At 66.0% G+C, this 23,133-nt stretch carries 24 protein-coding genes and 2 pseudogenes; 7 read left to right on the forward strand and 19 right to left on the reverse strand.

Features of this window, described 5'->3' with window-relative positions:
- Nucleotides 1-123: pseudogene (locus tag EPD82_RS12220) on the forward strand (IS481 family transposase); the annotation flags it as partial.
- Nucleotides 124-401: 278 nt separating this feature from the next.
- Here the strand turns inward: EPD82_RS12220 and adk are convergent.
- From adk to EPD82_RS11350, 6 genes are read right to left on the reverse strand one after another with little or no spacing between them, the layout of a single operon-like run.
- Entirely contained in the window at nt 402-1,058 is a 657-nt protein-coding gene (adk, locus tag EPD82_RS11325) for an adenylate kinase (protein ID WP_141056699.1), read from the reverse strand.
- Between the two features lie 48 nt (nt 1,059-1,106).
- Entirely contained in the window at nt 1,107-1,877 is a 771-nt protein-coding gene (kdsB, locus tag EPD82_RS11330) for a 3-deoxy-manno-octulosonate cytidylyltransferase (RefSeq protein WP_055423753.1), read from the reverse strand.
- On the reverse strand, nt 1,874-2,062 hold the full coding sequence (locus EPD82_RS11335) for a Trm112 family protein (protein WP_055423752.1): 189 nt from the start codon (nt 2,060-2,062) through the stop codon (nt 1,874-1,876). The genes kdsB and EPD82_RS11335 overlap by 4 nt, the downstream gene beginning before the upstream one ends.
- Nucleotides 1,995-3,050 (reverse strand): tetraacyldisaccharide 4'-kinase, encoded by a 1,056-nt coding sequence (lpxK, locus tag EPD82_RS11340; RefSeq protein ID WP_141056700.1) that lies wholly within the window; start codon nt 3,048-3,050, stop codon nt 1,995-1,997. The genes EPD82_RS11335 and lpxK overlap by 68 nt, the downstream gene beginning before the upstream one ends.
- Entirely contained in the window at nt 3,047-3,475 is a 429-nt protein-coding gene (locus EPD82_RS11345) for an ExbD/TolR family protein (protein WP_055423750.1), read from the reverse strand. Before EPD82_RS11345 ends, lpxK begins: the two co-directional genes overlap by 4 nt.
- The gene (locus EPD82_RS11350; RefSeq protein ID WP_055423749.1) at nt 3,472-4,089 is read right to left on the reverse strand and encodes a MotA/TolQ/ExbB proton channel family protein; all 618 of its coding nucleotides are present in this window, start codon (nt 4,087-4,089) and stop codon (nt 3,472-3,474) included. Before EPD82_RS11350 ends, EPD82_RS11345 begins: the two co-directional genes overlap by 4 nt.
- 311 nt (nt 4,090-4,400) lie before the next feature.
- Between EPD82_RS11350 and xseA the strand changes: the two genes are divergently transcribed.
- The 4 genes from xseA (at nt 4,401) to tal (ending at nt 8,339) form a co-directional block, all read left to right on the forward strand.
- A complete protein-coding gene (gene xseA / locus EPD82_RS11355) occupies nt 4,401-5,756 on the forward strand; it encodes an exodeoxyribonuclease VII large subunit (RefSeq protein WP_141056701.1) in 1,356 nt (451 codons plus the stop codon).
- A gap of 69 nt (nt 5,757-5,825) precedes the next feature.
- Nucleotides 5,826-6,413 (forward strand): superoxide dismutase, encoded by a 588-nt coding sequence (locus tag EPD82_RS11360; RefSeq protein WP_055423747.1) that lies wholly within the window; start codon nt 5,826-5,828, stop codon nt 6,411-6,413.
- 91 nt (nt 6,414-6,504) lie between these two features.
- The gene (locus EPD82_RS11960; protein ID WP_240803329.1) at nt 6,505-7,257 is read left to right on the forward strand and encodes a pseudouridine synthase; all 753 of its coding nucleotides are present in this window, start codon (nt 6,505-6,507) and stop codon (nt 7,255-7,257) included.
- Complete coding sequence (gene tal, locus EPD82_RS11965) at nt 7,254-8,339, forward strand: transaldolase (RefSeq protein WP_170210837.1); 1,086 nt, start codon at nt 7,254-7,256, stop codon at nt 8,337-8,339. The genes EPD82_RS11960 and tal overlap by 4 nt, the downstream gene beginning before the upstream one ends.
- Nucleotides 8,340-8,398: 59 nt before the next feature.
- Here the strand turns inward: tal and EPD82_RS11370 are convergent, their stop codons facing one another.
- The 5 genes from EPD82_RS11370 to EPD82_RS11390 are packed head-to-tail and all read right to left on the reverse strand — an operon-like array spanning nt 8,399 to nt 13,590.
- A complete protein-coding gene (locus EPD82_RS11370) occupies nt 8,399-10,276 on the reverse strand; it encodes a chemotaxis protein CheA (RefSeq protein WP_141056709.1) in 1,878 nt (625 codons plus the stop codon).
- Nucleotides 10,277-10,327: 51 nt separating this feature from the next.
- Nucleotides 10,328-11,194 carry a protein phosphatase CheZ gene (cheZ, locus tag EPD82_RS11375; protein ID WP_141056702.1) on the reverse strand — a complete coding sequence of 289 codons (867 nt, stop codon included), beginning with the start codon at nt 11,192-11,194 and terminating at the stop codon, nt 10,328-10,330.
- Nucleotides 11,191-11,604, reverse strand: a complete 414-nt coding sequence (gene cheY / locus EPD82_RS11380; RefSeq protein ID WP_055423744.1) for a chemotaxis response regulator CheY — start codon at nt 11,602-11,604, stop codon at nt 11,191-11,193. Before cheY ends, cheZ begins: the two co-directional genes overlap by 4 nt.
- A gap of 23 nt (nt 11,605-11,627) precedes the next feature.
- Nucleotides 11,628-12,593, reverse strand: coding sequence for a chemotaxis protein (locus tag EPD82_RS11385; RefSeq protein ID WP_141056710.1), 966 nt, complete (start codon nt 12,591-12,593; stop codon nt 11,628-11,630).
- A gap of 22 nt (nt 12,594-12,615) precedes the next feature.
- Nucleotides 12,616-13,590: a chemotaxis protein gene (locus tag EPD82_RS11390; RefSeq protein ID WP_141056703.1), complete on the reverse strand. Its 975-nt coding sequence runs from the start codon at nt 13,588-13,590 to the stop codon at nt 12,616-12,618.
- A gap of 316 nt (nt 13,591-13,906) precedes the next feature.
- Here EPD82_RS11390 and EPD82_RS12450 point away from each other — a divergent pair.
- Both EPD82_RS12450 and EPD82_RS12455 read left to right on the forward strand, forming a co-directional pair.
- A pseudogene (locus EPD82_RS12450) lies at nt 13,907-14,407 on the forward strand (methyl-accepting chemotaxis protein); the annotation flags it as partial.
- 72 nt (nt 14,408-14,479) lie between these two features.
- Nucleotides 14,480-14,968: a CZB domain-containing protein gene (locus tag EPD82_RS12455; protein WP_420824935.1), complete on the forward strand. Its 489-nt coding sequence runs from the start codon at nt 14,480-14,482 to the stop codon at nt 14,966-14,968.
- On the opposite strand, the gene EPD82_RS12100 is transcribed toward EPD82_RS12455, so the two are convergent.
- The 8 genes from EPD82_RS12100 to EPD82_RS12510 form a co-directional block, all read right to left on the reverse strand.
- Nucleotides 14,901-16,550 (reverse strand): chemotaxis protein CheB, encoded by a 1,650-nt coding sequence (locus EPD82_RS12100; RefSeq protein WP_141056705.1) that lies wholly within the window; start codon nt 16,548-16,550, stop codon nt 14,901-14,903. The two genes, EPD82_RS12455 and EPD82_RS12100, sit on opposite strands and share 68 nt — an antisense overlap.
- On the reverse strand, nt 16,547-17,620 hold the full coding sequence (locus EPD82_RS11405; protein ID WP_141056706.1) for a flagellar motor protein MotB: 1,074 nt from the start codon (nt 17,618-17,620) through the stop codon (nt 16,547-16,549). Before EPD82_RS11405 ends, EPD82_RS12100 begins: the two co-directional genes overlap by 4 nt.
- 12 nt (nt 17,621-17,632) lie before the next feature.
- The gene (gene motA, locus EPD82_RS11410; RefSeq protein ID WP_055423740.1) at nt 17,633-18,484 is read right to left on the reverse strand and encodes a flagellar motor stator protein MotA; all 852 of its coding nucleotides are present in this window, start codon (nt 18,482-18,484) and stop codon (nt 17,633-17,635) included.
- A gap of 123 nt (nt 18,485-18,607) precedes the next feature.
- The gene (flhC, locus tag EPD82_RS11415) at nt 18,608-19,180 is read right to left on the reverse strand and encodes a flagellar transcriptional regulator FlhC (protein WP_055423739.1); all 573 of its coding nucleotides are present in this window, start codon (nt 19,178-19,180) and stop codon (nt 18,608-18,610) included.
- Nucleotides 19,167-19,511 (reverse strand): flagellar transcriptional regulator FlhD, encoded by a 345-nt coding sequence (locus EPD82_RS11420; RefSeq protein ID WP_055423738.1) that lies wholly within the window; start codon nt 19,509-19,511, stop codon nt 19,167-19,169. The genes flhC and EPD82_RS11420 overlap by 14 nt, the downstream gene beginning before the upstream one ends.
- Before the next feature lie 153 nt (nt 19,512-19,664).
- Complete coding sequence (locus tag EPD82_RS11425) at nt 19,665-21,308, reverse strand: acyl-CoA synthetase (RefSeq protein WP_141056707.1); 1,644 nt, start codon at nt 21,306-21,308, stop codon at nt 19,665-19,667.
- Entirely contained in the window at nt 21,289-22,818 is a 1,530-nt protein-coding gene (gene ppx / locus EPD82_RS11430) for an exopolyphosphatase (protein ID WP_141056708.1), read from the reverse strand. The genes EPD82_RS11425 and ppx overlap by 20 nt, the downstream gene beginning before the upstream one ends.
- A 124-nt stretch (nt 22,819-22,942) precedes the next feature.
- Nucleotides 22,943-23,133 (reverse strand): hypothetical protein (locus EPD82_RS12510; RefSeq protein ID WP_240803328.1); only part of this gene is annotated, 191 nt, incomplete at its 5' end.

Below are 23,133 nucleotides of genomic sequence, written 5' to 3' on the forward strand. Positions count from 1 at the left end.
CACCACATTCCCCAGAAAGCCCTGGGGCATGTCCCGCCCATCGAGGCCATGAAAAGATGGTACGCAGAAAAACCGGAACTTTTCATAAAAGTGCCACGTAATCGTCCGGGACCTGACACATAATTCTTTCGCTCATGTCCACTCCCTTTGTAAAAATAAAATGTCATGCCAAGGACGATTGCCTCGATTCTCGCCATCGAGTCTGATTCATAAGCCATCAGACAGTGTGCGAACCGGTCAAGAAATTTCGAAGGCAAAAGCCATAATGCTCCAGTTACGCAAGAACGCCCTAACGACTGCGACGCCACCAGGAACCCTTCAAGGCTCACGTCAACGCGACTCGAGCGCTCTCGGGCATCTGCAGCGCCGCACGTCGTGAAGAAACGCCAGAAACTACTACCTCAGCCGGCAAGCGCCTCCAGGATGCGCCGCGTGATTTCCTCCACCGGCCCCAGGCCAGAGACCTTGCGCACCTTGGGCGCGGCGGGATCGCCGCTTTCCGCCCACGCCTCGTAATAGGCGATGAGCGGTTTCGTCTGCTCGTGATAGACCGCCAGGCGCTTGCGCACCACTTCTTCGCGGTCGTCGTCGCGCTGCACGAGCGGCTCGCCGGTGACGTCGTCCTTGCCCGGCACCTTGGGTGGGTTGTAGCGCACGTGATAGGTGCGGCCGGACGCCGGATGCACCAGGCGGCCGCTCATGCGATCGATGATCTCCTCGTCGGGCACCTCGATCACCAGCACGTAATCGAGCGGGATGCCGCCTTCCTTGAGCGCCTCGGCCTGCGCGATCGTGCGCGGGAAGCCGTCGAACAGGTAGCCCGCCTGGCAGTCGGGCTGCTGCAGACGCTCGCGCACCAGGCCGATGATGATGTCGTCGGAAACCAGTCCGCCTTCGTCCATCACCTTCTTCGCCGCGAGCCCCAGCGGCGTTCCCGCCTTCACCGCGGCGCGCAGCATGTCGCCGGTGGAGATCTGCGGAATACCGAACTTCTCCTTGATGATGGTAGCCTGCGTCCCTTTGCCCGCACCGGGCGGTCCCAGAAGAATCAAGCGCACGATCCCCTCTCCTTTATGATTGACGACGAAAACGGAAGTAGCCGGTCTTCATGCGGCCCCGGCGAGCATGCGACGTACCCGCTCCAGGTCCTGCGGCGTATCGATGCCGGGCGCCGGGGCCGAGTCGAGCACTTTGATCTGGATGGTGTATCCGTACCACAGAGCGCGCAACTGCTCCAGCATCTCGAACCGCTCCAGTGCGCAAGGCGCGAGCCTGGAGAACGCGCGCAGGAAAACAGCCCGGTAAGCGTACAAACCGACGTGGCGCAAGGCCGGCAGCCCCTCGGGCAGGCGTGCCGGACGCCCGGCGGCGAAAGCGTCCCGCCCCCAGGGCAGCGGTGCCCGGGAAAAATAGAGCGCCCGTCCCGTGGCGTCGCACACCACCTTCACCGCATTCGGGTCGAAGAATTCTTCCACCGAGTCGATGGGATGCGCCAGCGTGGCGATCGCCGCCTCGGGCGTGAGCGCGAGCACCTGGGCCGCTGTGCGGATCGCGTCCGGATCGATCAGCGGCTCGTCGCCCTGCACGTTCACCACGATCGCCTCGTTCTCCCAGCCCAGGCGCTCGACCACCTCGGCGAGCCGGTCGGTGCCGGAGGCGTGGTCGGCGCGCGTGAGGATCGCCCGGCCGCCGGCCTGCTCCACCGCGGCCGCCACTTCCGGTGCGTCGGTCGCTACCCACACTTCGTCGGCGCCGCTCGCCACGGCCCGCTCCCACACCCGCACCACCATCGGTTTGCCGGCGAGATCGACGAGCGGTTTGTTCGGCAGGCGCGTGGACGCGAGCCGCGCCGGGATCACCACGCGAAACCCGCTCACTTGAGCGCCTCGACTTCCTCGGCCGTCATCGGACGCGCCTCGTCGGCGAGCATCACCGGGATGCCGTCGCGGATTGGATAGGCCAGACGATCGACGCGGCAGACGAGCTCCTGCCGCTCACGGTCGTATTTGAGCGGCCCCTTGCACAGCGGGCATACCAGCACGTCCAGCAGACGAGTGTCCATGTATTCGCTCCAGAATGCGCTCGACGAGCGCCTCGTCGAGCCGGGCGCGCACCGTCAGCACCCAATCGTGCGGCCGCGCGTATGCCCGGCATTTTACCGCATCCTTGCTGGTGAAAATCCGCCACTCGCCAGGAGCGCCGAAGTCCAGATCCTCCGCCCGGTACGGGTGGTGATCGGGAAAGGCGTGCGGCACCACCTCGGCGCCCAGGGCGCGCAGCGTGGCGAAGAAGCGCTCCGGTCGGCCGATGCCCGCCACGGCATGCACCCGCCGTCCGGAAAGCGCCGCAAGCGGCAGCCTGCGCGAAGGATCATCGAGCGAGACGATCGCTTCGGGTTCGAGCCGCAGCCCGTGAAGCGGCACCGCGGCCGGCACTAGAGTGCGCACCTGCCGCGGGTCGTGCGCCACCACGGCATCGACCGTGCGCAGGCGCGAGAGCGGCTCGCGCAAGGGTCCGGCCGGCAGCAGCCAGCCGTTGCCCAAGGCGCCCCGATCGAGCACCACGAGCTCGAAGTCGCGTTGGAGCCGCAGATGCTGCAGACCGTCGTCGGCGACTACCAGACGCACGTCGGGATGGCGCCGCAGCAGCTCGGCCACGGCGGCGCAGCGCGCGCGCCCCACCACCACCGGCACCTGCGCTTCGCGTGCGAGCAGCACCGGCTCGTCGCCATAGCAGGCGGGATCGCCCTCGGCCGGCACTTCCGCCGTTCCCTCGAGGTTACCGCCATAGCCGCGGCTGACGATGCCGCAGCGCACACCTCGCGCCTCGAGCGCGCGGGCGAGCGCCGCGACCACCGGCGTCTTGCCGCTGCCACCCACGTTGAGATTTCCCACCACCAGCACGAACACCGGCGGCCGGCAGCGCCGCAGCCAGCCGCGACGATAGGCGAGCGCGCGCAGCCGCACCGCAAGGCCGAAGAGCCAGGAGCAAGGAAGAAGCCCCAGCGCCACAGCGCCGCGATGCGACCACCACGCCGGCGCCGAGCTCATCGCGATTCGACGCGCTCGACGGAGAAAGTGAGCCTGTCGAAGCCGGCACGCTGGGCCGCGCGCATCACGTCGATCACGCGCTGGTGCGGCGTCTTGGCGTCTGCTTCGATGATGATGGTCGGCTGTGATCCGGAAGGGATCACCGCCCTGAGCGCCGATTCGATGTCCTCCACGCTGCCGAGTCCCACGGCGCGCTCGCCGACGAACACGGCCCCGTCGGCGGTGATCGCCACCACCCATTCCTTGGGCGCGGCGTCGACCGGCGCCGCCGCGTCGGCCTCGGGAAGATCGATCTTGAGCTGCGCCGTCTGGGAAAAGGTGGTCGTCACACTCAGAAAGATCAGGATCACCAGCACCACGTCGATGAGCGGCACTAGGTTAAGGAACGGCTCCTCGCGCGAACTCTCTGCTTTGTGAAACTTCATGCGCCCACTCCGGCCCGCTCCCCGTGCGCCACTTCCACCAGACGCACTGCCTCCTGCTCCATCTCGATCACCAGGGAATCGACGTAGGCACGGAAATGGCGCCAGAAGATGGTCGCGGGAATGGCGATGATGAGGCCAAGCCCGGTGGTGTTGAGCGCCACCGAGATGCCGTGCGCCAGCTGCTGGGGATTGGCGCCGGCCGCCGACTGCGACGCGAAGATCTCGATCATCCCCACGATGGTGCCGAGCAGGCCCAGCAGCGGCGAGATGGCCGCGATGGTCCCCAGCGCCGTGAGATAGCGTTCGAGCTCGTGCGCCACCACCCGGCCGGCATCCTCTATCGCCTCTTTCATCACCTCGCGCGAGGAACCGTAGTTGCGCAGCCCCGCCGCCAACACGCGGCCCAGAGGAGAATGCCCTTCCAGCCGCTGTGCCAGTTCCAGTGGGGAAGCGCCCCGGCGCAGCTCCTCGAGCACCGAATCGAGCAGCCCCGGCGGATTGATGCGCTTGCGCCGCAGCGTCCAGGCGCGTTCGATGATGATCGCCACCGCCAGGATGGAGGCGAGCAGAAGCGGCCAGATCGGCCAACCAGAAGCCTGTATCACCGACCACACGGAAGAAATTCCTTTCACGGATGCGTTGCGTCCGGCATTATACGCCCGAACACGGGGGCACGCCGCCCCAAGCTTCCCCGCTCTTCCACAAAGTCTGTGGATAACTTTGTGCATGAACGGACAAAAGCAGGCATAACCCCTGCACCCACGCGAGGAAGCTCACTCTGCCACATTTTTCAGCAACAAATTTTTACATTGAAAATCAATCGATTAGGAAAAACAGCCTGTGGATCAAGGTCTTCCGGAGCAAAGTTACCGTGCCGTGACATCCCGTGTCCCGATGGGGATGAAACCCCGGTACAATCGCGCGCATGAAGCCCGATCCCACCCTCTTCGTCCCTCCTGCCGAAACCGTCGGCCAGCTCACGCAGCGCATCAAGGAGTGCCTCGAAACGGGGTTCTCCGAGGTCAACGTCATCGGCGAGATCTCCGGCCTCACCCTCGCCGCCTCGGGGCACTGCTACTTCACGCTCAAGGACGAAACCGCGGCGCTACGCTGCGTGCTGTGGCGGCGTCAGGCGACGATGTTCGCACGGCTACTCGCCGAGGGACACAGCGTGGAGGCAGCGGGCGAGCTGAGCGTCTATGCCCCTCGAGGCGAGTACCAGCTGGTGGTGCGCGGCCTCAAGCCGGCCGGCGCCGGTCTGCTGTGGCAGCGTTTCCTCGCCGTCAGAGCCAAGCTCGAAGCCGAGGGGCTCTTCGCCGCTGAAAGGAAGCGGCCCCTGCCGCGCCGGCCGCGGCGCATCGCCCTCATCACCTCGCCGGCAGGGGACGCCATCCATGACGTGCTGCGCACGCTGCGCCAGCGCGCCCCCCTCGTCGAGATCGTGCTGCTGCCCACGCTGGTGCAAGGCGCGGAAGCGCCGGCGCAAATGGTGGCAGCGCTTGCACTCCTTGGCGAGGCTGCGGCGCGGCTCGGCATCGAAGCGGCACTGCTCGTGCGCGGCGGCGGCAGCCCCGAAGATCTCATGGCCTACAACGACGAGGCGCTTGCCCGCGCGATCGCCGCAAGCCCCGTGCCGATCGTGAGCGGCGTCGGGCACGAAGCCGACGTGAGCATCGCCGATCTGGTGGCCGACGTGCGCGCCCCCACCCCCACCGGCGCGGCGATGCTGGTGAGCCAAGGCTGGACCGAACTGCCGCTCGAACTCGATCTGCTGGCGCGGCGCCTGCAGCGGGCGCTGCGCGAGCGTCTGCTCACCGAAAACCAGCGACTCGACCGCCTGCAGCTGCGCCTCACCCACCCCGCGGCGCGCCTGTCCGAGGCCCGGCGACGGCTCGAAGGGCTGCACGCGCGGCTTACGGCGGCGCAGCGGCGCACGCTCGCCGAATCGCGGCTGCGGCTCGATGCGCTGCACCGGCGCCTTGCCGCCGCCCGGCCCACGCTCGCCGGACACCGCGCCCGGCTCGACGCCTTCGCGCAGCGCTTGCCGCGGGCGGCAGCGCAGGCGATCGAAACCCAGCATCGGCGCATCGAACGCCTCGCCGATCGACTCGAAGCGCTCGATCCCAAAGCGGTGCTGGAACGCGGTTATGTGCTGGTGAGCGACACCGCCGGGCAGGTGCTCACGAGCACAGGGCAACTCGCCGCGGGGCAAAACATCCGCCTCGAATTCCACGACGGGCGCGCCATGGCCGAGGTTGTCGGGGTGGAAAAGTCCGACTAAAATGGTAAAGGTTTTTCCTCACCCCCTCGCCGGCCCGAACGCCGGCCCTTCACGCAAAGGAGAGAGAACATGGAACACAAACTGCCCGAACTACCCTACCCGAAAAACGCGCTTGCCCCCTACATCTCCGAAGAGACGATGGAGTACCACTACGGCAAGCACCATCAGGCCTACGTCACCAACCTCAACAACCTCATCAAGGGCACGGAATACGAGAACATGGACCTCGAGTCCATCGTCAAGAAAGCCCCGGCCGGCCCGATCTACAACAACGCGGCGCAGACCTGGAACCACACCTTCTTCTGGCACTGCATGAAGCCCAACGGCGGCGGTGAGCCCAAAGGAGCCCTGCTCGATGCCATCAAGGCCAAATGGGGCAGCTTCGACGAATTCAAGAAAGTCTTCCACACGAGTGCCGTGGGTAACTTCGGCTCCGGCTGGACGTGGCTGGTGAAGAAAGCCGATGGTTCGGTCGACGTGGTCAACATGGGTGCGGCCGGCACGCCGCTCACCACGGGTGATACGCCGCTGCTGTGCATCGACGTGTGGGAGCACGCCTACTACATCGACTACCGCAACCGCCGCGCCGACTTCGTCACCGCCTTCCTCGAACACCTGGTCAACTGGGAGTTCGCGGAGCGCAATTACGCCGCCTGACGCTCTGAACCCAGCGGCGCCCCAGTGCGACGAGCCTTCCCTCCTGCATGAGGACGAACGGCTCGTCGCCGTTTTCAAGCCCTCGGGCTGGCTGGTCCATCCTACCGAGCTCGACGCGCGCGAATCCCGCATCCTGATGCGCTGGCTGCGCGGTCGCCTCGGCCGGCATGTCTTCCCCGTCCATCGCCTCGACAAACCGACCTCCGGGCCGGTGCTCTTCGCGCTCGACGCAGCCGCTGCCGCCGCCCTGGCCGCCGACTTCGCCGGCCGGCACGTGGCGAAGCGCTACCTCGCCGTGGTGCGGGGGCATCCGCCCGAAACCCTGACGATCGATCGGCCGCTGTCGCGCATCGCCCGCACCGTGCCGGGGCCGCGCGATGCGGAGAAAGCGGCGTGCACCGAGCTACGGCGCCTGGCGACGATCGAACTGCCCTGGCCCAACGACCGTCATCCCACCAGCCGCTACGCGCTCGTGGCCTGCTATCCGGACGGCGGACGCCAGCACCAGATCCGCCGCCATCTGCGCCATGCCGGATACCCCCTCATCGGCGACACCACCTACGGTCACGGTTTACACAACCGGCTGTGGCGCGAGCACCTGGGCGTGTCGCGCCTGCTGCTCACCTGCTGCGATCTGGCGGTGCGCTACCCCGACAGCGGTGCACTGCTCGCGCTGCACGCGCTCGATGCGACCTTCGCCACGCTCGCCCGCCGGCTCGGCTGGGAAGAGGCGCTTTCCTTCGTCGAGGCGCCGCACGAAGATGATATGCTAAGGGCGAAGATCGCCGCCCTGGCGGCCCCTCTGGCAAGCTCCTGCGACGACGCCCTGGAAGACGACACATGACGACCCGAACCGTGCTGCATCAGCTCCTCGAACTCGGCCAACAGATCTGGCTCGACCACCTCTCGCGCGACCTCCTCGAGGGCGGACGGCTCGCCCAGCTGTTGGAAATCGGCGTGAGCGGCATTACGACCAATCCGTCCATCTTCGAAAACGCCATCGCCAAAAGCCCCCTCTATCGGGAAGACGTCGAAGCCTTGCGCCGCACGTCCCTGCCGCCGCCGGAACGGCTCGAGCGACTCACCTTCGCCGACGTGCGCCGCGCCTGCGACCTGCTCCTTCCGCTGTGGGAAGCCTCGGGCGGGGAGCGCGGCTACGTGAGCCTGGAAGTGGACCCGGCGCTCGCGCACGATGCCGCCGGCACGATCGCCGCCGCCCGGCGGGTGCATGCCGCGATCGAACGCCCCAATCTGCTCGTCAAGATTCCCGGCACCGCCGCCGGCGCCGAAGCGCTCGAAGCGCTCGTCGCCGAGGGGATCAACGTCAACGTGACGCTGCTCTTCTCGCGCACGCAGTACCGGCGCGTCGTCGAGGCCTATCGGCGTGGTCTCGAGCAACGTCAAGCCGCCGGCCGGCCGCTCGCACCCATGTTCGGCGTGGCGAGCCTCTTCCTCTCCCGGCTCGACACGGCCGTCGATGCGCTCCTTGCCGAGCGCGCGCCCGAACGCCCCGACTGGCAGGGCAAGACCGCGGTGGCCTTCGCCAAGCTCGCCTATCGGGACTTTCTGCAGCATTTCGGCGAGGGCGCTTTCGGCTCCTTGCGCCGCGCCGGAGCCCGGGCGCAGCGGCCGCTGTGGGCGAGCACCAGCACCAAGAACCCCGCTTATCCGGATCTGCTTTACGTGGAACCGCTGGTGGGGCCGGAGACGGTCAATACCCTGCCCGAGGCGACGCTCACGGCGCTCCTCGATCACGGCCAGGCGCGTGGCGCGACGATCGTGGAAGACGTCGAAGCCGCCCAGGCACACTGGGAGCGATGCGCCCGGCTCGACATCGACCTCGAGGCGATCGGAGAGGCGCTGCAGCAGCAGGGCCTGGCCCAGTTCGAGGCTGCGCAGCAACGGCTCCTCACGCTCCTTGCCTGAAACGACGGCGGCGGGACCCGCCCGCCGCCTTTACCTTCACTTACAGCGCACCCTTTGCCTCAAGCAGGAGCGACGGCTTTCTTCGCTTCGAGCGCGGCCTTGCTCACCCCTTTGGTGCCCGTACCGGTCTCGAAGAGCTCCTTCATGTCGAGGATCAGCACGATCTGGCCGTTCGAGAGAATGGTCACCCCGGCCACGCCTTTGGGACGGAAATCCTCCAGCGACTTGATCACCGCGTCCTCACGGCCAGCGAAGGTATCGATGCCGAGGATGAAGGAGAATTCGGCCATCTGCATGAGCACCCCATAGGCCGGGGTACGCTCCAGCCTCCAGTTGAGGAGATTCGCCAAAGGTAGGATCGGGAGCACTTCCCCACGCACGAAGAGCGTCGCCCGCCCGCCGACCTCGCGCACTTCGTCGAGGTGGATCGGCAGGATCTCGCGCACCATGGAGAGCGGCACGGCGAAAGGCTGCTCGCCCAGGCGCACCAGCAACACCGGCAGGATCGCCAAGGTGAGCGGCAGGTTGATGATGAAGGTGGTGCCGCGCCCGACTTCGGAGCGCACGTCGATGGTGCCGTTGAGCTTGGTGATGTTGGTGCGCACCACGTCAGTGCCCACCCCTCGGCCGGAGATGTCGGAGACGCGGTCGGCCATGGAAAAGCCGGGCAGGAAGATGAGGTTCAGGCTCTGACGCTCGTCGAGGCTGTTGGCCTCTTCCGGCGTGATCAGCCCTTTCTCCACCGCCTTGGCACGGATCTTCTCGGGGTCCATGCCACGGCCGTCGTCGGCGACGATGATGACGATGTGATCCCCTTCCTGCTTGGCGGCCAGCGTCACCGTCCCCTGAGGCGGCTTGCCCACGGCAATGCGCTCATCGGGCATCTCGATGCCGTGATCGACTGCGTTGCGGATGAGGTGGATGAGCGGATCGGAGAGATCCTCGATCATGGTCTTGTCGATCTCGGTCTCTTCCCCCTGGATGACGAGCTCGACTTCCTTGCCCAACTGCCGTGCCAGGTCGCGCGCGATGCGGGGATATTTCTGAAAGAGGCGCCCGATGGGCTGCATGCGCGTCTTCATGACGGCGTTTTGCAGGTCGGAGACGAGAAGGTCGAGCTGGTTGACCGCCACGTCGAGCGCGTGCAACGTATCCGGATCGGTTTTGCCCGAGAGGATGTCGCTCCTGAGGGCCGTGAGGCGGTTCTTGGTGAGCCCGATCTCGCCGGCGAGATTGAGCACCTGATCGAGCCGGGCGGTGTCGACCCGGATGGCGGTTTCGCGCTGCACCGTCTCCTTGCGCGCGAGCGGCACCATCGGACGCCGGGCTGCGGCCACGGGTACGCCAGCCCGCCCCTCCTCTTCGTCCGGTTTCCCTTTGGCCTCGTTGCTGGGCGGAGCAGCCGATCCCCCGGAACCCGACGGCGCCTTTGCGGCGGCTGCACCCGCGCCGGTCACGGCGGCGTGCAGCGCCTCCCAGTCCGGTTCAGCCGCGTTCGGCTGCTGCGCGTTGGTTTGGGGTTGGGTCGCAGCCGTTGCGGCAGCCTCGGCGCCTTGTTCCAGCTTGCCGGAGATGGCGAGCCGCAGGCGTTCGAGCAACTGCGGATCGGCCGGCGGCGGCTGGACGCTGCGTTCGAGATAGCCGAACATCTCGCGCACCGCCGCGGTGGCTTCCAGGATCACGTCCATCAGCGCCGGGCTCAGATGCAGCTCGCCGTTGCGCAGCTTGTCGAAGAGGTTTTCGGTGAGATGGCACAGGGTGACGAGCTCCTGCGCCCCCAAGAAACCCGCTCCCCCCTTGATGGTGTGGAAGCCCCGGAAGATCTCGTTCAAGAGCGCGCGATCCTCGGGGTTGCGCTCGAGTTCGACGAGCTTGTTGTCGACCCCCGAGAGCAGATCCTCGGCCTCGACGAGAAAATCCTGCAATAGATCCTGCATTCCGGCAAAGTCGCTCACGGCCGTTCTCCCTTACTGGTTGCCGAGGCCGCCTCAAAAGCCCAGGCTCTTCAACAAATCGTCCACCTCTTCCTGCGAGGTGATCACCCCTTCCTTGCGCGTGTCGATCACCGGCCCGTTCATCAGCGAGACTTCGACCGCCTTCTTCGGCCGCGCCTCTTCCGGGATCGCCTCGATGAGGATCTGCAGCAGCTCCGTCTCGATGCGGCCGACGATCTCGATCACTTTCTTGATCACCTGGCCGGTGAGATCCTGGAAATCCTGCGCCATCATGATTTCCATGAGCTGCTGCGTCGTCGCACGCGAGGTGTCGGCCGCATCGACGAGGAAAGCCCGGGTGTCGTGGGCGAGCTCGCGGAATTCCTGCGGCGAGAGGCGGTTGGCGAAGAGATCGTCCCAACGCTTCTTGAGCGCCTCGGCTTTCTCGGCAAGCGACTTCTGCAGGGGAATCGCGATGTCGGTGGCGTTGAGCACGCGCGAGGCGGCCTGCTCGGTCATCTGGGCAATGTAGTGCAGGCGCTGGCGCGCATCGGGCACGGCTTGGGCCGCTTCGGCGATGACCGTCTCGCAGCCCAGCTCCTTGAGCGCCTCGTGCAGCTGGCGCGCCACCTTGCCGAGGCGCTGAACGAGTTCGTCGTGCGGAACCTGACAGGGCGCCGGCGCTGGAGCAGCTGGTGACTCCTGCCTCGCACCTTCTTCAGCGGCGCTGAACTGCTGGGCCACGGCGTCGAAGAGCGCCTGCAGCTCGTCGCTGTCTCCTTGCGCCGGCGGCTCTTCGGGCTCCGACACGCTGCCCGCCGAACCGACGATGCTGTCGAAGAGCGCCTGCAGCTCGTCGTTGTCGCCGCTCGGGTCGGTTTGGCGTTCCGCGGAACGCTCATCAGGCGTTTTCTTGCTCATTGCGCCGATCCTCCGGCCGGTTTCTTACCCATCTTCTCGAAAATGCGGTCGATTTTCTCGGCCAGCACCGCCGCGGTGAAGGGCTTGACGATGTAGCCCGAAGCCCCGGCCTGGGCCGCGGCGATGATGTTCTCTTTCTTCGCCTCGGCGGTGACCATGAGCACCGGCAGGTGCTTGAGCTTGTCGCTGCTGCGGATCTTGCGCAGCAGCGTCAGCCCGTCCATGTTCGGCATGTTCCAGTCGGTGATGACGAAATCGTAGGGCTGCGACTCGAGCTTGTGCAGCGCCGCCACGCCGTCCTCGGCCTCGTCGACGTTGGTGTAGCCCAGCTCCTTCAAGAGGTTGCGCAAGATACGACGCATCGTCGAGAAATCATCCACGACCAGGAAGCGCGTCTTGTCGTCCGCCATCGAGCATTCTCCATCGTTGTTGATCAGCGCATCAGCAGCGGCCGCAAAGTCTCGGCCAGCATCTGCGCGTCGAATTTTTCCACATATCCATCGACCCCGACCCGCTCGCCCATCGTACGATTGGCTTGAGAAGTGAGCGAGGAATACATGATCACGGGAATGCCGTCGAAGCGGGGATCGGCCTTGATGTTCTTGGTGAGCACGTAGCCATCCATCTCGGGCATCTCGGCGTCGGTGAGGATCACGTCGAGCTGATCGCGCAAGGCCGTTCCCGTCTGCTCGGCGAAATTGGCCATGCTCTGCAGCCGCTCCCAGGCTTCCATGCCGTTGTTGGCGTGCGTGTGCTTGACGCCGAGCTTGTCGAGCACCTCGGCGATCTTCTTGCGCGCCACGCTCGAATCATCGACGAAAAACACGTGCCGACGATGACCGTCGGGAATCGGCAAGATGACGCCCACCACCGCCTCGCCGAAGGTCTTGGCGAGCACCGCCTCGACGTCGATGATCGACACCAGGCGTCCGTCGGGCAGCTCGGTGATGGAAGTGATCATGCCATGTACCTGGGAGGAGACGTTCTCCGGCTCGCGCACCTTAGACCACTCCACCCGGATGATGCGATCGACCGCCTCGACGAGAAATCCCAAGGTTTTGCGGCAATACTCCGCCACCATCATCGCCGGGGCGATGCGATCGTCCATGGGAGCGAGCTCCATCACCTTGGCGAGCGACACCACCGGGATCACGTTGCCGCGCAGGCTCACCAGCCCTTCCACGCCGGGCGGCACGTTCGGGGCGCGCGTGATGAAAGGCGTGGCCATCACCTCGCGCACCTTGAAGACATTGATGCCGAAGGTCTCGGACGTCCCGAGAGAAAAGAGCAGGATCTCGAAGCGGTTCGAGCCGGCGAGCCCCGCGCGCGCCTCGATCTCTTCGAAGCGCTCTGACGCCTTCTCGGCATCGGGGTCGACCAGTTCCGGTTCGATCACCATGGGTTCGGACGGATTGGCCATTTCAGCCCTCCTTGGCGGTTTCCTGACGTTTGGCGAACAGGCGCTGCAGCGTCTCGGCGAGTTCGCGCGGATGGAATTTGGGGACGTATTCGTCGACGCCCACCGATTTGCCCAGATACTGGTTCTGCATACCCGAGAGAGAAGAATGCATCAACACCGGCACGCCGGTGAAGCGCCGGTCGGATTTGATCTTCTTCGTGAGGATGAACCCATCCATCTCGGGCATCTCGATATCGGTGATCACGGCGCTGACGAAGTCGGTGATGGGACGACCGGTGATCTTGGCGCGCTCGGCGGCTTTTTCCAGATTCTCCCAGGCGATGCGGCCGTTGACCGCCCCCACGTAGCGTACCCCCATCTTTTGCAGGGTGCGCTCGATCTGCTCGCGCGCCACCGCCGAGTCGTCGGCGAAATACACGGTGTATCTGTCGCCATCCGGAAGCGGCTCGATGCCGGCGTACAGATCTTCGGCCTCGTCGTACTTGGTGATGTCGGAGAGCACCTTTTCCACGTCGAGCAGCATCACGAGGCGCCCATCGGGAAGCTCCGTGACCGCAGTCACCAAGCCGCCCGTTTTGGCCGTGAGCATCTCGGGCGGCACGCGGATCTGCGACCAGTCGAGCCGCAGGATGGTATCGACCGACTCGACGAGGAAGCCCTGCACCTTGCCGTTGTATTCGGTGATGATCATGATGTTGCGCTCGCTGCCGGGCTCCACCCCGACGTATTCGCCCAGGTCGACCACCGGCACGAGCACTCCGCGCAGGCTCACCACCCCTTTCACGGCAGGCGGCATGTCGGGCGCGGCGGTGATGGGCGGGGTCTTCATCACCTCGCGCACCTTGAAGACGTTGATGCCGTAGGTCTCGCGCCGCTTGGTGACCTTGCTCACGCCGAGCGTGAAGAGCAGGATCTCGAGCTTGTTGGTGCCGGCGAGCTTGGTGCGCTCGTCGATGCGTTTGAGTAGGTCGGACATCGCGCCACTCCGATTCGATCTTGGTACCGTATGTTACGGCAGCTCAGGGTTCAAACTTTAGCCGAATTACGGCATTTTTTTCCATCTATTTTTCCTCAAGTCCCGCGCCGACTTTGCCGTAATATATGTCATGACCAAAACGAACGAGGAGCGCCCCATGTTGTTCGGCCACAAAGAGCGCCTGCGCGCGCTCGAAACCCGCGCCAACGCCCTGGAAGAAGAGATCCGGCGCAAGGAGAGCGAACTCTCCGCCCTGCGCCGCCAGCTCGAAGAAGCCCAGGCCGAAGCCGATCGCTGCCGCTGGGAGAGCGACGCCATGCGCCGTGTGAGCGAGGAATTCAAGGCGTTTCACACCTCGCTTGTCCAGGTGCAGGGTAGTGTCGGCACCTTGGCGCAGCGCAGCGACGAAGACCGGGAAACCGCCGAGCAGGCCTTCGAACGTGCCGAAGTGAGCCGCGAAGCGGCCGAGGCGATCGCCCAGAGCCTGCGCCAGCTCGCCGAGCGCTCCCAGAGCGCGGCGCAGAAAGTCGGCGCGCTCGATGCGCGGGCGCAGGAGATCACCGGCATCGTCAACCTCATCCGCGAGATCGCCGATCAGACGAATCTCCTGGCGCTCAACGCCGCGATCGAGGCGGCGCGCGCGGGAGAGCAGGGGCGCGGCTTCGCCGTAGTGGCCGACGAAGTGAGAAAACTCGCCGAGCGCACGGCGGTGGCCACTGCCGACATCTCGCGCCTCGTCGAGCAGATCCGGGGCGACAGCGGCTCGAGCCGCGAGGCCATGAGCGAGCTCGCCCAGGAGTCGGACCGGCTCAGCGAGCAAGGGGAGAAGGCGGCGAAGGAAGTCGAGGCGCTCGAAGGGTTGGTCGAAGACATCGAACGCTCGGCCGGGTTGGCGGCGCTGCGCAGCTTCTGCGAGCTCGCCAAGCTCGACCATATCCTCTACAAGTTCGCCGTATACGAGGTGCTGCTCGGCGTGAGCGACAGGGCTGCGACGGAATTCGCCAATCACCAGAACTGCCGCCTCGGGCGCTGGTACTACGAGGGGCGCGGCAAGGAGTGCTTCAGCGGTTTTCCCGGTTATCGCGAGATCGAGCGACCGCACCGCACGGTGCACGAGGCGGCGCAGGAAGCGTTCGAAGCCTTGGCGAAAAAGGACGTCGAGCGCATGGTCGAGGCGGCGCACCGCATGGAACTCGCCAGCCTGGAAGTGATGCAAGGGCTCGACCGCCTCGTCGAAGGGGCGGAAAAAAATGCCGAGCTGCTTGCCTGCGTCAAAGGCGGGGAGACGGCGCGCCCCGAGCGCGCCCCGCTCAGCGGCGCGCCCAAAGCGGCTGCCGCGCCGACACCGCCCGCACGATCGCCGGTGCGATCTCGGTAAGCGGCAGTACCTCGCAGGCGGCGCCCAGGCGCACCGCCTCGCCGGGCATGCCCCAGATCACGGCGCTCGCCTCGTCCTGAGCGATGGTGTGGGCGCCGGCCTCTTTCAGGGCAAGCAGCCCCTGCGCTCCGTCGCGCCCCATGCCGGTGAGGAGCACCGCCACCGCCGCCGGCCCCAGCACCTCGGCCGCGCTGAAAAAGAGCACGTCCACCGAGGGTCGATGACGGTTGACGGGCTCGGAGCGGTCCAGCCGCAGCACGTAGCCATTCCCCTGACGTTCGAGGCGAAGGTGCGAATGTCCCGGCGCCACCCAGGCCCGGCCGCGCACCAGGATCTCGCCGTCTCGCGCTTCGCTCACGCGCAAGGCGCACACCTGGTCCAGCCGCTTGGCGAACGAGGCGGTGAAATGCTCCGGCATGTGCTGCACGATGAGCACTGGCGGGGCGTCGGTCGGCAGGGCTTGCAATACCGTCTTGATCGCCTCGGTACCGCCGGTGGAGGCGCCGATGAGGATCACCGGTTCGCCGGGGTGCACAGGCTCTTCGCGCTCCCTGCACGAGGCCGCCTCCGCCCCGGCGGCCCCCGGAAGGAAAGATCTGCCGGCACGAGCGGGAGAAGGCACCCAGGATTCGCCGCACGGCGTGGCCTGCGGCGGTGCAGAAGACCGATGCTCCCCCCCTGCCGCCGCCTCCCCGTCGGCCTTGCGACGATAGATCGTGCGTCCCAGCGGCTCGAACGCCTCGCTCGCATAGAGGAGGTTCTCCGAATGCCCCAGATAGAGGTAGCCGCCCGGGCGCAAGAGGGGAGCGAAGCGCTCGAGGATCATGCGCTGGGTATGGCGATCGAAGTAGATCAGCACGTTGCGGCAGAAGATCGCCTCGAACGGCCCTTGCACCGGCCAAGGGGTTTCGACGAAATTGAGCCGGGCAAAGCGCACGAGGGCGCGCAGTTCGGCGCGGATCTGCCAGCGGCCATCGGCGAGCGGTTCGAAATAGCGGTCGCGTAGGCGAGGATCGATCGCCTCGAGCCGCTCGGCGGCATAGATGCCGCGGCGGCCCTCTTCCAGCACCTGCGTGTCGAGATCGGTGGCGAGGATCTCGACGGGGGGATCGGGCCGCCCCCACACTTCGCAGGCCGTCATGGCGATGGAATAGGCTTCTTCGCCGCTCGCGCATCCGGCCGACCACAGGCGAGCCCCTGGGCGCTGCCCGAGCCAGGTGCGCAAGTGCTCGAAGTGGTGCGGCTCGCGGAAGAAATAGGTCAGATTGGTGGTGAGCGCATTGATGAAGGCTTCGAGTTCGCGCTCGTCGCTGCGCACCCGCGCCAGGTAGTCGGCGAAGCGCTTGAGCCCCAGCGCGCGCAGGCGGCGCGACAGGCGAACGTAGACCATGTCGCGCTTGGCCTGCGAGAGCGCGATGCCGGCTCGTTCGGCCACCAACGCCCGGATGGCGGCGAAATCCTCTTCGGTGAGCTCGAACTCGCGCGGCAGCGATTCGAGGCGGGTCTGGGCGAGGCGCTCGATGGTGCGCCGCACCTCGGCGATGCGGCGCAGCGCCGAAGCGGAATCCTCTTCGCGGTTCATGGCGAGGCTCCGCCAGGCTTGGCGGTCGGCGCAGCCGGCGGCTGACCGTACCCCTGCATGAGCGGCGCCGCATGCTCCCGCGCCCGCCAGGCATCTTCCACTTCTTTCTTCAGCACGATGATGCTGATGCGCCGGTTCTGCGGCGCGTAAGGGTCTTCGGGAATGAGGGGGGAGGTGTCGGCCATGCCGACGACGCGGAAGATCTTGGTCGGGTCGAGCCCGCCGGCGACGAGCTCGCGCCGGGCGGCGTTGGCGCGCTCCGCGGAGAGCTCCCAGTTCGACATGCCGCGCCCATCGCCGGCATAGGGTGTGGCGTCGGTATGCCCGGCGATGCTGATGCGGTTGGGTAGGTCGTTGAGCGTGCGCCCCACCGTGCGCAGGAGCCGCCGGGTGTAGTCCTGCACCTGGGCGCTACCGAGCGCGAACATGGGGCGGTTCTGCGTATCGACGATCTCGATCACCAGACCGTCGTCCGAGATGCGCATCTGGATCTGATCCTTCATCGCCCGTAGATTCGGGTCGGCCTCGAGAATCGCCTCCAGCATCGCCTTGGTCCGCTCGAGCTGCTGCAGTTCGCGCAGCTTTTCGCCCCCCATGCCGGGGCCGCTGCTGCCACCGCCGCGCCCGGGCGCCGGAGATGCCTCGGTGAGCGGCGTGCCGGCCACCCTTCCCTGCCCGCCAGTGGCGATCTCCACGTCGGAGAGGCCATGCATGGGAGATGCGCCCTCCCCGCCTTCGCGCGTCGCGGTACTCTTCTCGCTGCGCGTCTCGCCACGCTTGACCTGGCCCACGCGCCGGCTCAGATCCTCGCCGCCACCAGGGATGATACGCTCGGCATCGCCGGCGCCCGCCCCGCCTTCGCGCGCCACCTTGAGCGGGTTCTGGAAGAACTTGGCGATGCCTTCGAGGTCCCCTTGCGCCGTGGAGCCGAGCAGCCACAGCAAAAGGAAAAACGCCATCATGGCGGTGACGAAGTCGGCGTAGGCGACTTTCCAGGCGCCGCCGTGGGCGGCACCGCCGCCCTTTTTGATGCGCTTGATGACGATTGGTTGCTGACTCTCGTCGCTCATCGCATCGCGCCGTTATTTGCGCCCCTTCAGCTCTTCCTCGAGCTGAAGGAAGGTGGGACGATCGCGCGTCCACAGCACCTTGCGCCCGAATTCGATGGCGATCTGCGGCGGATAGCCGCTCATGCTGGCGAGCAGCACCACCTTGGCCACCTGGAAGGGTTTGGCGCCATCCTCGACTTTCGCTTCGAGCTGGCCGGCGATGGGCGCGACGAAGCCGTAGGAGAGGAGGATGCCGAGGAAGGTCCCGACCAGGGCGCCGCCGAGCTTCTTGCCGAGCACCGCCGGCGGCTCGCCCACCGAACCCAGCACATTCACCACGCCCATGACCGCGACCACGATACCGAAGGCGGGCATGGCGTCGGCAATCTTGCTCACGATATGCGGCGGCATGTGCGCTTCCTGATGGTGCGTCTCGAGTTCCTGATCCATGAGAGTTTCGATTTCGACCGGATTGAGGCTGCCACTCACCATCATGCGCAGGTAGTCGGTGATGAATTCGACGAGATGATGATCCTTGAGCACGAGCGGGTATTTGCCGAACAGGGCCGAACCCTCGGGGTTGTCCACGTCCTGCTCGATCGACATCAGCCCTTCCTTGCGGATCTTGACCAGGATCTCGTAGAGGAGGGAGAGCAGCTCGAGGTAGAAGGCGCGCGTATAAGGGGAGCCCTTGAGGGCGCCCGACAGCCGCCCGAGCACGAGCTTGAGGGTGGCGCCGTCGTTACTGGCGATGAAGCTGCCGATCATGAGCCCGACGATGGCCACGTATTCTGCCGGCACCCACAGCGCCACGAGGCTGCCGTGGATCGCATAAGTACCGAACGCGGAGGCGAGTATGATCACATACCCGAGCAGCAGAAACACGAATCCCCCCTTTTCGCTTTGCCGTGAGCCATCGAGCGCTGCGGATGCAGCCAAGCCGCCCCCGATCCGGGGGGCTCTATGTTAGCACAGGCTCATGCGTGGCGCTTGGCGCAATCGGGGGATTCAGGCGGGCTGGGCGCTCAGGCGCTTCTGTCCGCGGGAGATGGCCGTCTTGGCCGAGGTGCGGCTGCTGCCGGCGCGCGAGGGCATGTGGCAGATGCCGCAGACGAAGGTCTTGGCCGGCTCGTAGGCGTGGGTGAGGAATTCGCCGCCGCAGCAGGAGCACGGCGTGAGCTGCACCAGCTCGGCTTCGAAGAAGCGCAGCAGCGTCCAGGCGCGCGTGATGCTGAGCACCGGGTCGGTGCCAATGGCGTCGATCTGGTCGAGATAGAGGTGATAGGCGGCAATGAGCGCGTGCACGCCCTCGGCCGCACCGCTTTGCCGCACCCGGCGATGGAGGTTCATGAAAAGGGAGGCGTGCACGTTGGGCTGCCAGGTCATGAACCAGTCGGTGGAAAAGGGTAGCATCCCCTTGGGCGGGGAAGCATGGCGGATTTCCTTGTAGAGCTTGAGCAGGCGCTCGCGGCTCAAGGAAGTCTCCGCTTCGAGGAGCTGCATGCGCGCGCCGAGCCGGATGAGCTCGGCTGCAAGGCAAACGTCGGCCGCTTCTCGTTCGATCGACTCAGGTCTCGTCATGATGTCCTCCCGTTCGTTTGGTTTTCTTTCGCTGGCTGCCGTGCGCGAGGATGGCGGCGTGCAGGGTGGCGGTGAGCTCGTCGCGGGCCTTTTCTCCGGCCATGCGCTCGAGCACGGCCGCGTCGAAACGGAACTGCGGCAGCCCGATCTGCAGGCTCGCCATGCGCACCAGCTTGGCCGGCGGCAATGCGGCGAGCCAGCGCGCCGTCTCTGCTTCCAGGCCCAGCTTTACGGCGGCAGAGGCTGGGTCGCGCTGCACCATGCGCTGCGCGAGGATCAGGTAGCTGAGATTCAGGTCACGTATCTCGTCGGCGAAATCCTCGTGATCCATGCCTCTCTCCTTGGCCCAGTTTTACGATAGCACGATCAGCGCACGGCAAAAGGGGAAATAAGGGGCGCCGAACCCTGGATATCTGTTGCTTGTGGCGCCGGCGCAACGCCGCGCGGCGCACATACGCCGCACGGCGCAGCATCATGGTGCCTTTTATTCGATCGCCTCGCGCGATTTCGCCCGTTCGCGCAGGATGTACTTCTGGATCTTGCCGGTCGAGGTCTTGGGAATGGGGCCGAAGATGAAGCGCTTGGGCACCTTGAAGCCGGCGAGCAGCCGCCGGCAGTGCTGCACGAGCTCTTCTTCGGTCACCGCCGCGCCTTCGCGCAGCTCGACGAAGGCGCAGGGCACTTCGCCCCACTTCGGGTCGGGCGCGGCCACCACCGCCGCGGCGGCCACCGCCGGGTGTTTATAGAGGGCATCCTCGACTTCGATCGAGGAGATGTTCTCGCCACCTGAGATGATGATGTCCTTGGCGCGGTCTTTGATCTTGACGTAGCCGTCGGGCTGCATCACGCCGAGGTCTCCGGTGTGGTACCAGCCGCCGCGAAACGCCTCTTCGGTGGCTTTGGGGTTCTTGAGGTAGCCCTTCATGACGAGGTTGCCGCGGAACATGATCTCGCCCATGGTCTCGCCATCCCAGGGCACCGGCTGCATGGTGTCCGGATCCATCACCGTGATCGCCTCCTGGGCGTGGTAGCGCACCCCCTGGCGGCCGTTGAGCCGCACCTGCTCTTCGAGCGGCAGGCTCGCCCAATCGTCGTGCTTGGCACAGACCGCGGCCGGTCCGTAGGTTTCGGTGAGCCCATAGACGTGGGTGATGTCGAAGCCGATCTTGGCCATCGCTTCGATCATCGCGGCCGGAGGCGGGGCAGCGGCCACCAGGCCGGAGACCTTGTGCGTGATCCCCTTGCGCCATCCCTCGGGCGCATTGGCGATCATTGAGTGCACGATGGGCGCGCCGCAGTAGTGGGTCACCTTGTGCTCGGCGATCAGCTCAAGGATGAGGCGCGGATCGACGCGGCGCAGGCAGACGTTGGTGCCGGCGTTGGCGGCCATGGTCCAGGGGAAGCACCAGCCGTTGCAGTGGAACATCGGCAGGGTCCACAGATAGACCGAGTGCGGCGGCATGCCCCATGAGACGATGTTGCTGAAGGCATTGAGATAGGCCCCGCGGTGGTGATAGACCACGCCTTTGGGGTTGCCGGTGGTGCCGGAAGTATAGTTGAGGGAGATCGCCTCCCACTCGTCCTGCGGGTATTCGAGGACGAAGTCGGGGTTGCCCTGGGCGAGGAATTCCTCGTACTCGATCCGGCCGAGCCGCTCGCCGGGGCCGGTGTATTCCGGGTCGTCCACGTCGATGACGATGAGATCGGGGCGATGGGCGATGCGGATCGCCTCTTTCACCATCTTGGAATACTCGCGGTCGGTGATGAGCACCTTGGCCTCGCCGTGGTTGAGGATGAAGGCCACCGTCTCGGGGTCGAGCCGGATGTTGATCGTGTTGAGCACCGCGCCGCAGCCGGGTACACCGAAATGGCACTCGTACATCTCGGGCGTATTGTTGAGGACCACCGCCACCGTGTCGTTCTTCTTCACCCCGAGCTGGCGCAGGGCGGAGGCGAGCCGCCGGGCGCGCTCCTCGACCTGTTTCCAGGTATAGCGGCGCTTGCCGTGGATGACGGCGGTGCGCTCGGGGTAAATGTAGGCCGAGCGGGACAGGAAGGTGAGCGGCGTGAGCGGCACGTAGTTGGCCGGGGTCTTCTCCAGCCCCATTTCATAAGGGTTGAGCGTCATGTCGTTCTCCTGGGTGGTTGAAAGATGAGGGAAGCGGATCGAGGCGCAGCGGCATGCCGACGCTCGCCCATTGCGCGGTCTCGTCTTCCAGGGCGGCGCGGGTGAGCGGATGGCGGCGCAGGAAGGCGGACGGCAACTGCAGCCTGTAGCCGCCCCCCTCGCGCCGGGCGTGCAGCCGCTCGAAGCGCCTGTCATCGCGGGCGCGGTGCAGCACGGCGGCGATGCGCAGTGCGAAGATGAGATCCCAGTGCGACGAACCGGGAGGAAGCTCGGAGAGCCGCTCGAGCTTGCCGCGGTGGCTCAGCACGAGGCGCGCGAGCTGCGCCTGCTCCATGCGCGAGAAGCCGGGCATGTCGGCGTGCGCCAAGATGTAGGCGCCATGCTTGTGATGTCCGGCATGCGCGATCGACAGGCCGATCTCGTGCAGCCGCGCCGCCCAGGAGAGCAGCCGTCGATCGGGATGCTCTTCGAAAGCGAGCTCGGGGCGCAGATCGAGGGCGAGCTCGAGCGCAGTGGTCTCCACCCGCCCGGCGTGTACCCGGTCGACGCCATAGCGCTCCATGAACCGTTCGACCGAGGATTCGCGAATGTCCTGGTGATGATGCCGCCCGAGCAGATCGTAGAGTACCCCGAGGCGCAAGGCGCCTTCGGAGAAGACCATCTCCTCGAGCCCGAGCACCTCGAAGGCGGCAGCCATGATCGCCACCGCGCCGGGGAAGACCGGTTGGCGGTCGCGTTTGAGCCCTTTGAGCCCTTTGAGTGCCTCGATCGAGCCGAGCGTGGGTAACGCCTTGACGAGCTGCTGCAGCCCCTTGCGCGTGATGGTCTCACGGCTCCAGCCTTGAGCGACGAGCACGTCGCGGATCGCCTTGGCCGAACCGCTGGAACCGACGGCCCGCTCCCAGCCCAAGGCCCGAAAAGGGAGGGCAATCGCCTCGATCTCCTTGGCCGCGGCGAGCCGGGCCTCGCGCAGGCGGCCTTCGGTGATCTTTCCGTCGGGAAAGAAGCGCAGGCTGTAGGAGACGCAGCCCATGTAGAGGCTCTCGAGCAAAATGGGCTGGAAACCGCGGCCGATGATGACTTCGGTGGAACCGCCGCCGATGTCGATGACGAAAGTCTGGCGATGCGGCTCGGGCACGGCGTGCGCCACGCCGAGGTAGATGAGGCGGGCTTCTTCCCGGCCGGAGACGATCTCGATGGGATGCCCCAGGATCGCCTGCCCCTGAAGCACGAACTCGGGCGCGTTGCGCGCCACGCGCAGGGCGTTGGTGCCGACCGCGCGCACCGCTTCGGGAGGAAACCCTTGCAGCCGTTCGGCAAATCCCGCCAGCGCCGACAGCCCACGGGCGAAGGCGGCGGCATCGAGCCTTTTGTCGGCGCCGAGCCCGGCGGCCAGACGCACCGCTGCCTTGAGGTCGTCGACGGGGTAGAGCAAGTCGCCGTCGACGCGGGCGATTTCGAGCCGGAAGCTGTTCGATCCGAGATCGACGGCAGCCAGATGCGAGAACAAGCCCTTCCCCTCAGCGAATGGTCGCACGGATTGTAACGCCGAAGCGGTGGAAGCCGATGCGGGAACGCGATATGATCCAGCGGAAGATAACGCACGTGCATCGACCCTGGAGCCAACTCCCGTATTACAAAAAGCCCGTATTACAAAAAGTGCAAATTAATCCATAATGGGGTTCATGGAAAACACCATGAGCACAGGCAAGGCGGCAAAACTTCTTGGCGATGAGTGACTGACCATGCACCTCACCCACAAGATCGCCCTTCGTCCCACGCCCGAGCAGGCGGATTACTTCAAACGCGCCTGCGGCACGGCCCG

Origin of the sequence: Tepidiphilus succinatimandens (assembly GCF_006503695.1) — a bacterium.
Lineage (GTDB): Bacteria > Pseudomonadota > Gammaproteobacteria > Burkholderiales > Rhodocyclaceae > Tepidiphilus > Tepidiphilus succinatimandens.

Coding starts and splice junctions, on each gene's coding strand:
- EPD82_RS11390 (WP_141056703.1), bottom strand. CDS start 13,590: ATGTCCGACCTACTCAAACGCATCGACGAGCGCACCAAGCTCGCCGGC.
- EPD82_RS11420 (WP_055423738.1), bottom strand. CDS start 19,511: ATGGATCACGAGGATTTCGCCGACGAGATACGTGACCTGAATCTCAGC.
- cheZ (WP_141056702.1), bottom strand. CDS start 11,194: ATGAGCAAGAAAACGCCTGATGAGCGTTCCGCGGAACGCCAAACCGAC.
- cheY (WP_055423744.1), bottom strand. CDS start 11,604: ATGGCGGACGACAAGACGCGCTTCCTGGTCGTGGATGATTTCTCGACG.
- lpxK (WP_141056700.1), bottom strand. CDS start 3,050: ATGAGCTCGGCGCCGGCGTGGTGGTCGCATCGCGGCGCTGTGGCGCTG.
- EPD82_RS11360 (WP_055423747.1), top strand. CDS start 5,826: ATGGAACACAAACTGCCCGAACTACCCTACCCGAAAAACGCGCTTGCC.
- EPD82_RS12100 (WP_141056705.1), bottom strand. CDS start 16,550: ATGAACCGCGAAGAGGATTCCGCTTCGGCGCTGCGCCGCATCGCCGAG.
- EPD82_RS11335 (WP_055423752.1), bottom strand. CDS start 2,062: ATGGACACTCGTCTGCTGGACGTGCTGGTATGCCCGCTGTGCAAGGGG.
- EPD82_RS11370 (WP_141056709.1), bottom strand. CDS start 10,276: ATGCAGGATCTATTGCAGGATTTTCTCGTCGAGGCCGAGGATCTGCTC.
- EPD82_RS11425 (WP_141056707.1), bottom strand. CDS start 21,308: ATGACGCTCAACCCTTATGAAATGGGGCTGGAGAAGACCCCGGCCAAC.
- tal (WP_170210837.1), top strand. CDS start 7,254: ATGACGACCCGAACCGTGCTGCATCAGCTCCTCGAACTCGGCCAACAG.
- EPD82_RS11345 (WP_055423750.1), bottom strand. CDS start 3,475: ATGAAGTTTCACAAAGCAGAGAGTTCGCGCGAGGAGCCGTTCCTTAAC.
- xseA (WP_141056701.1), top strand. CDS start 4,401: ATGAAGCCCGATCCCACCCTCTTCGTCCCTCCTGCCGAAACCGTCGGC.
- EPD82_RS11405 (WP_141056706.1), bottom strand. CDS start 17,620: ATGAGCGACGAGAGTCAGCAACCAATCGTCATCAAGCGCATCAAAAAG.
- flhC (WP_055423739.1), bottom strand. CDS start 19,180: ATGACGAGACCTGAGTCGATCGAACGAGAAGCGGCCGACGTTTGCCTT.
- EPD82_RS11385 (WP_141056710.1), bottom strand. CDS start 12,593: ATGGTGATCGAACCGGAACTGGTCGACCCCGATGCCGAGAAGGCGTCA.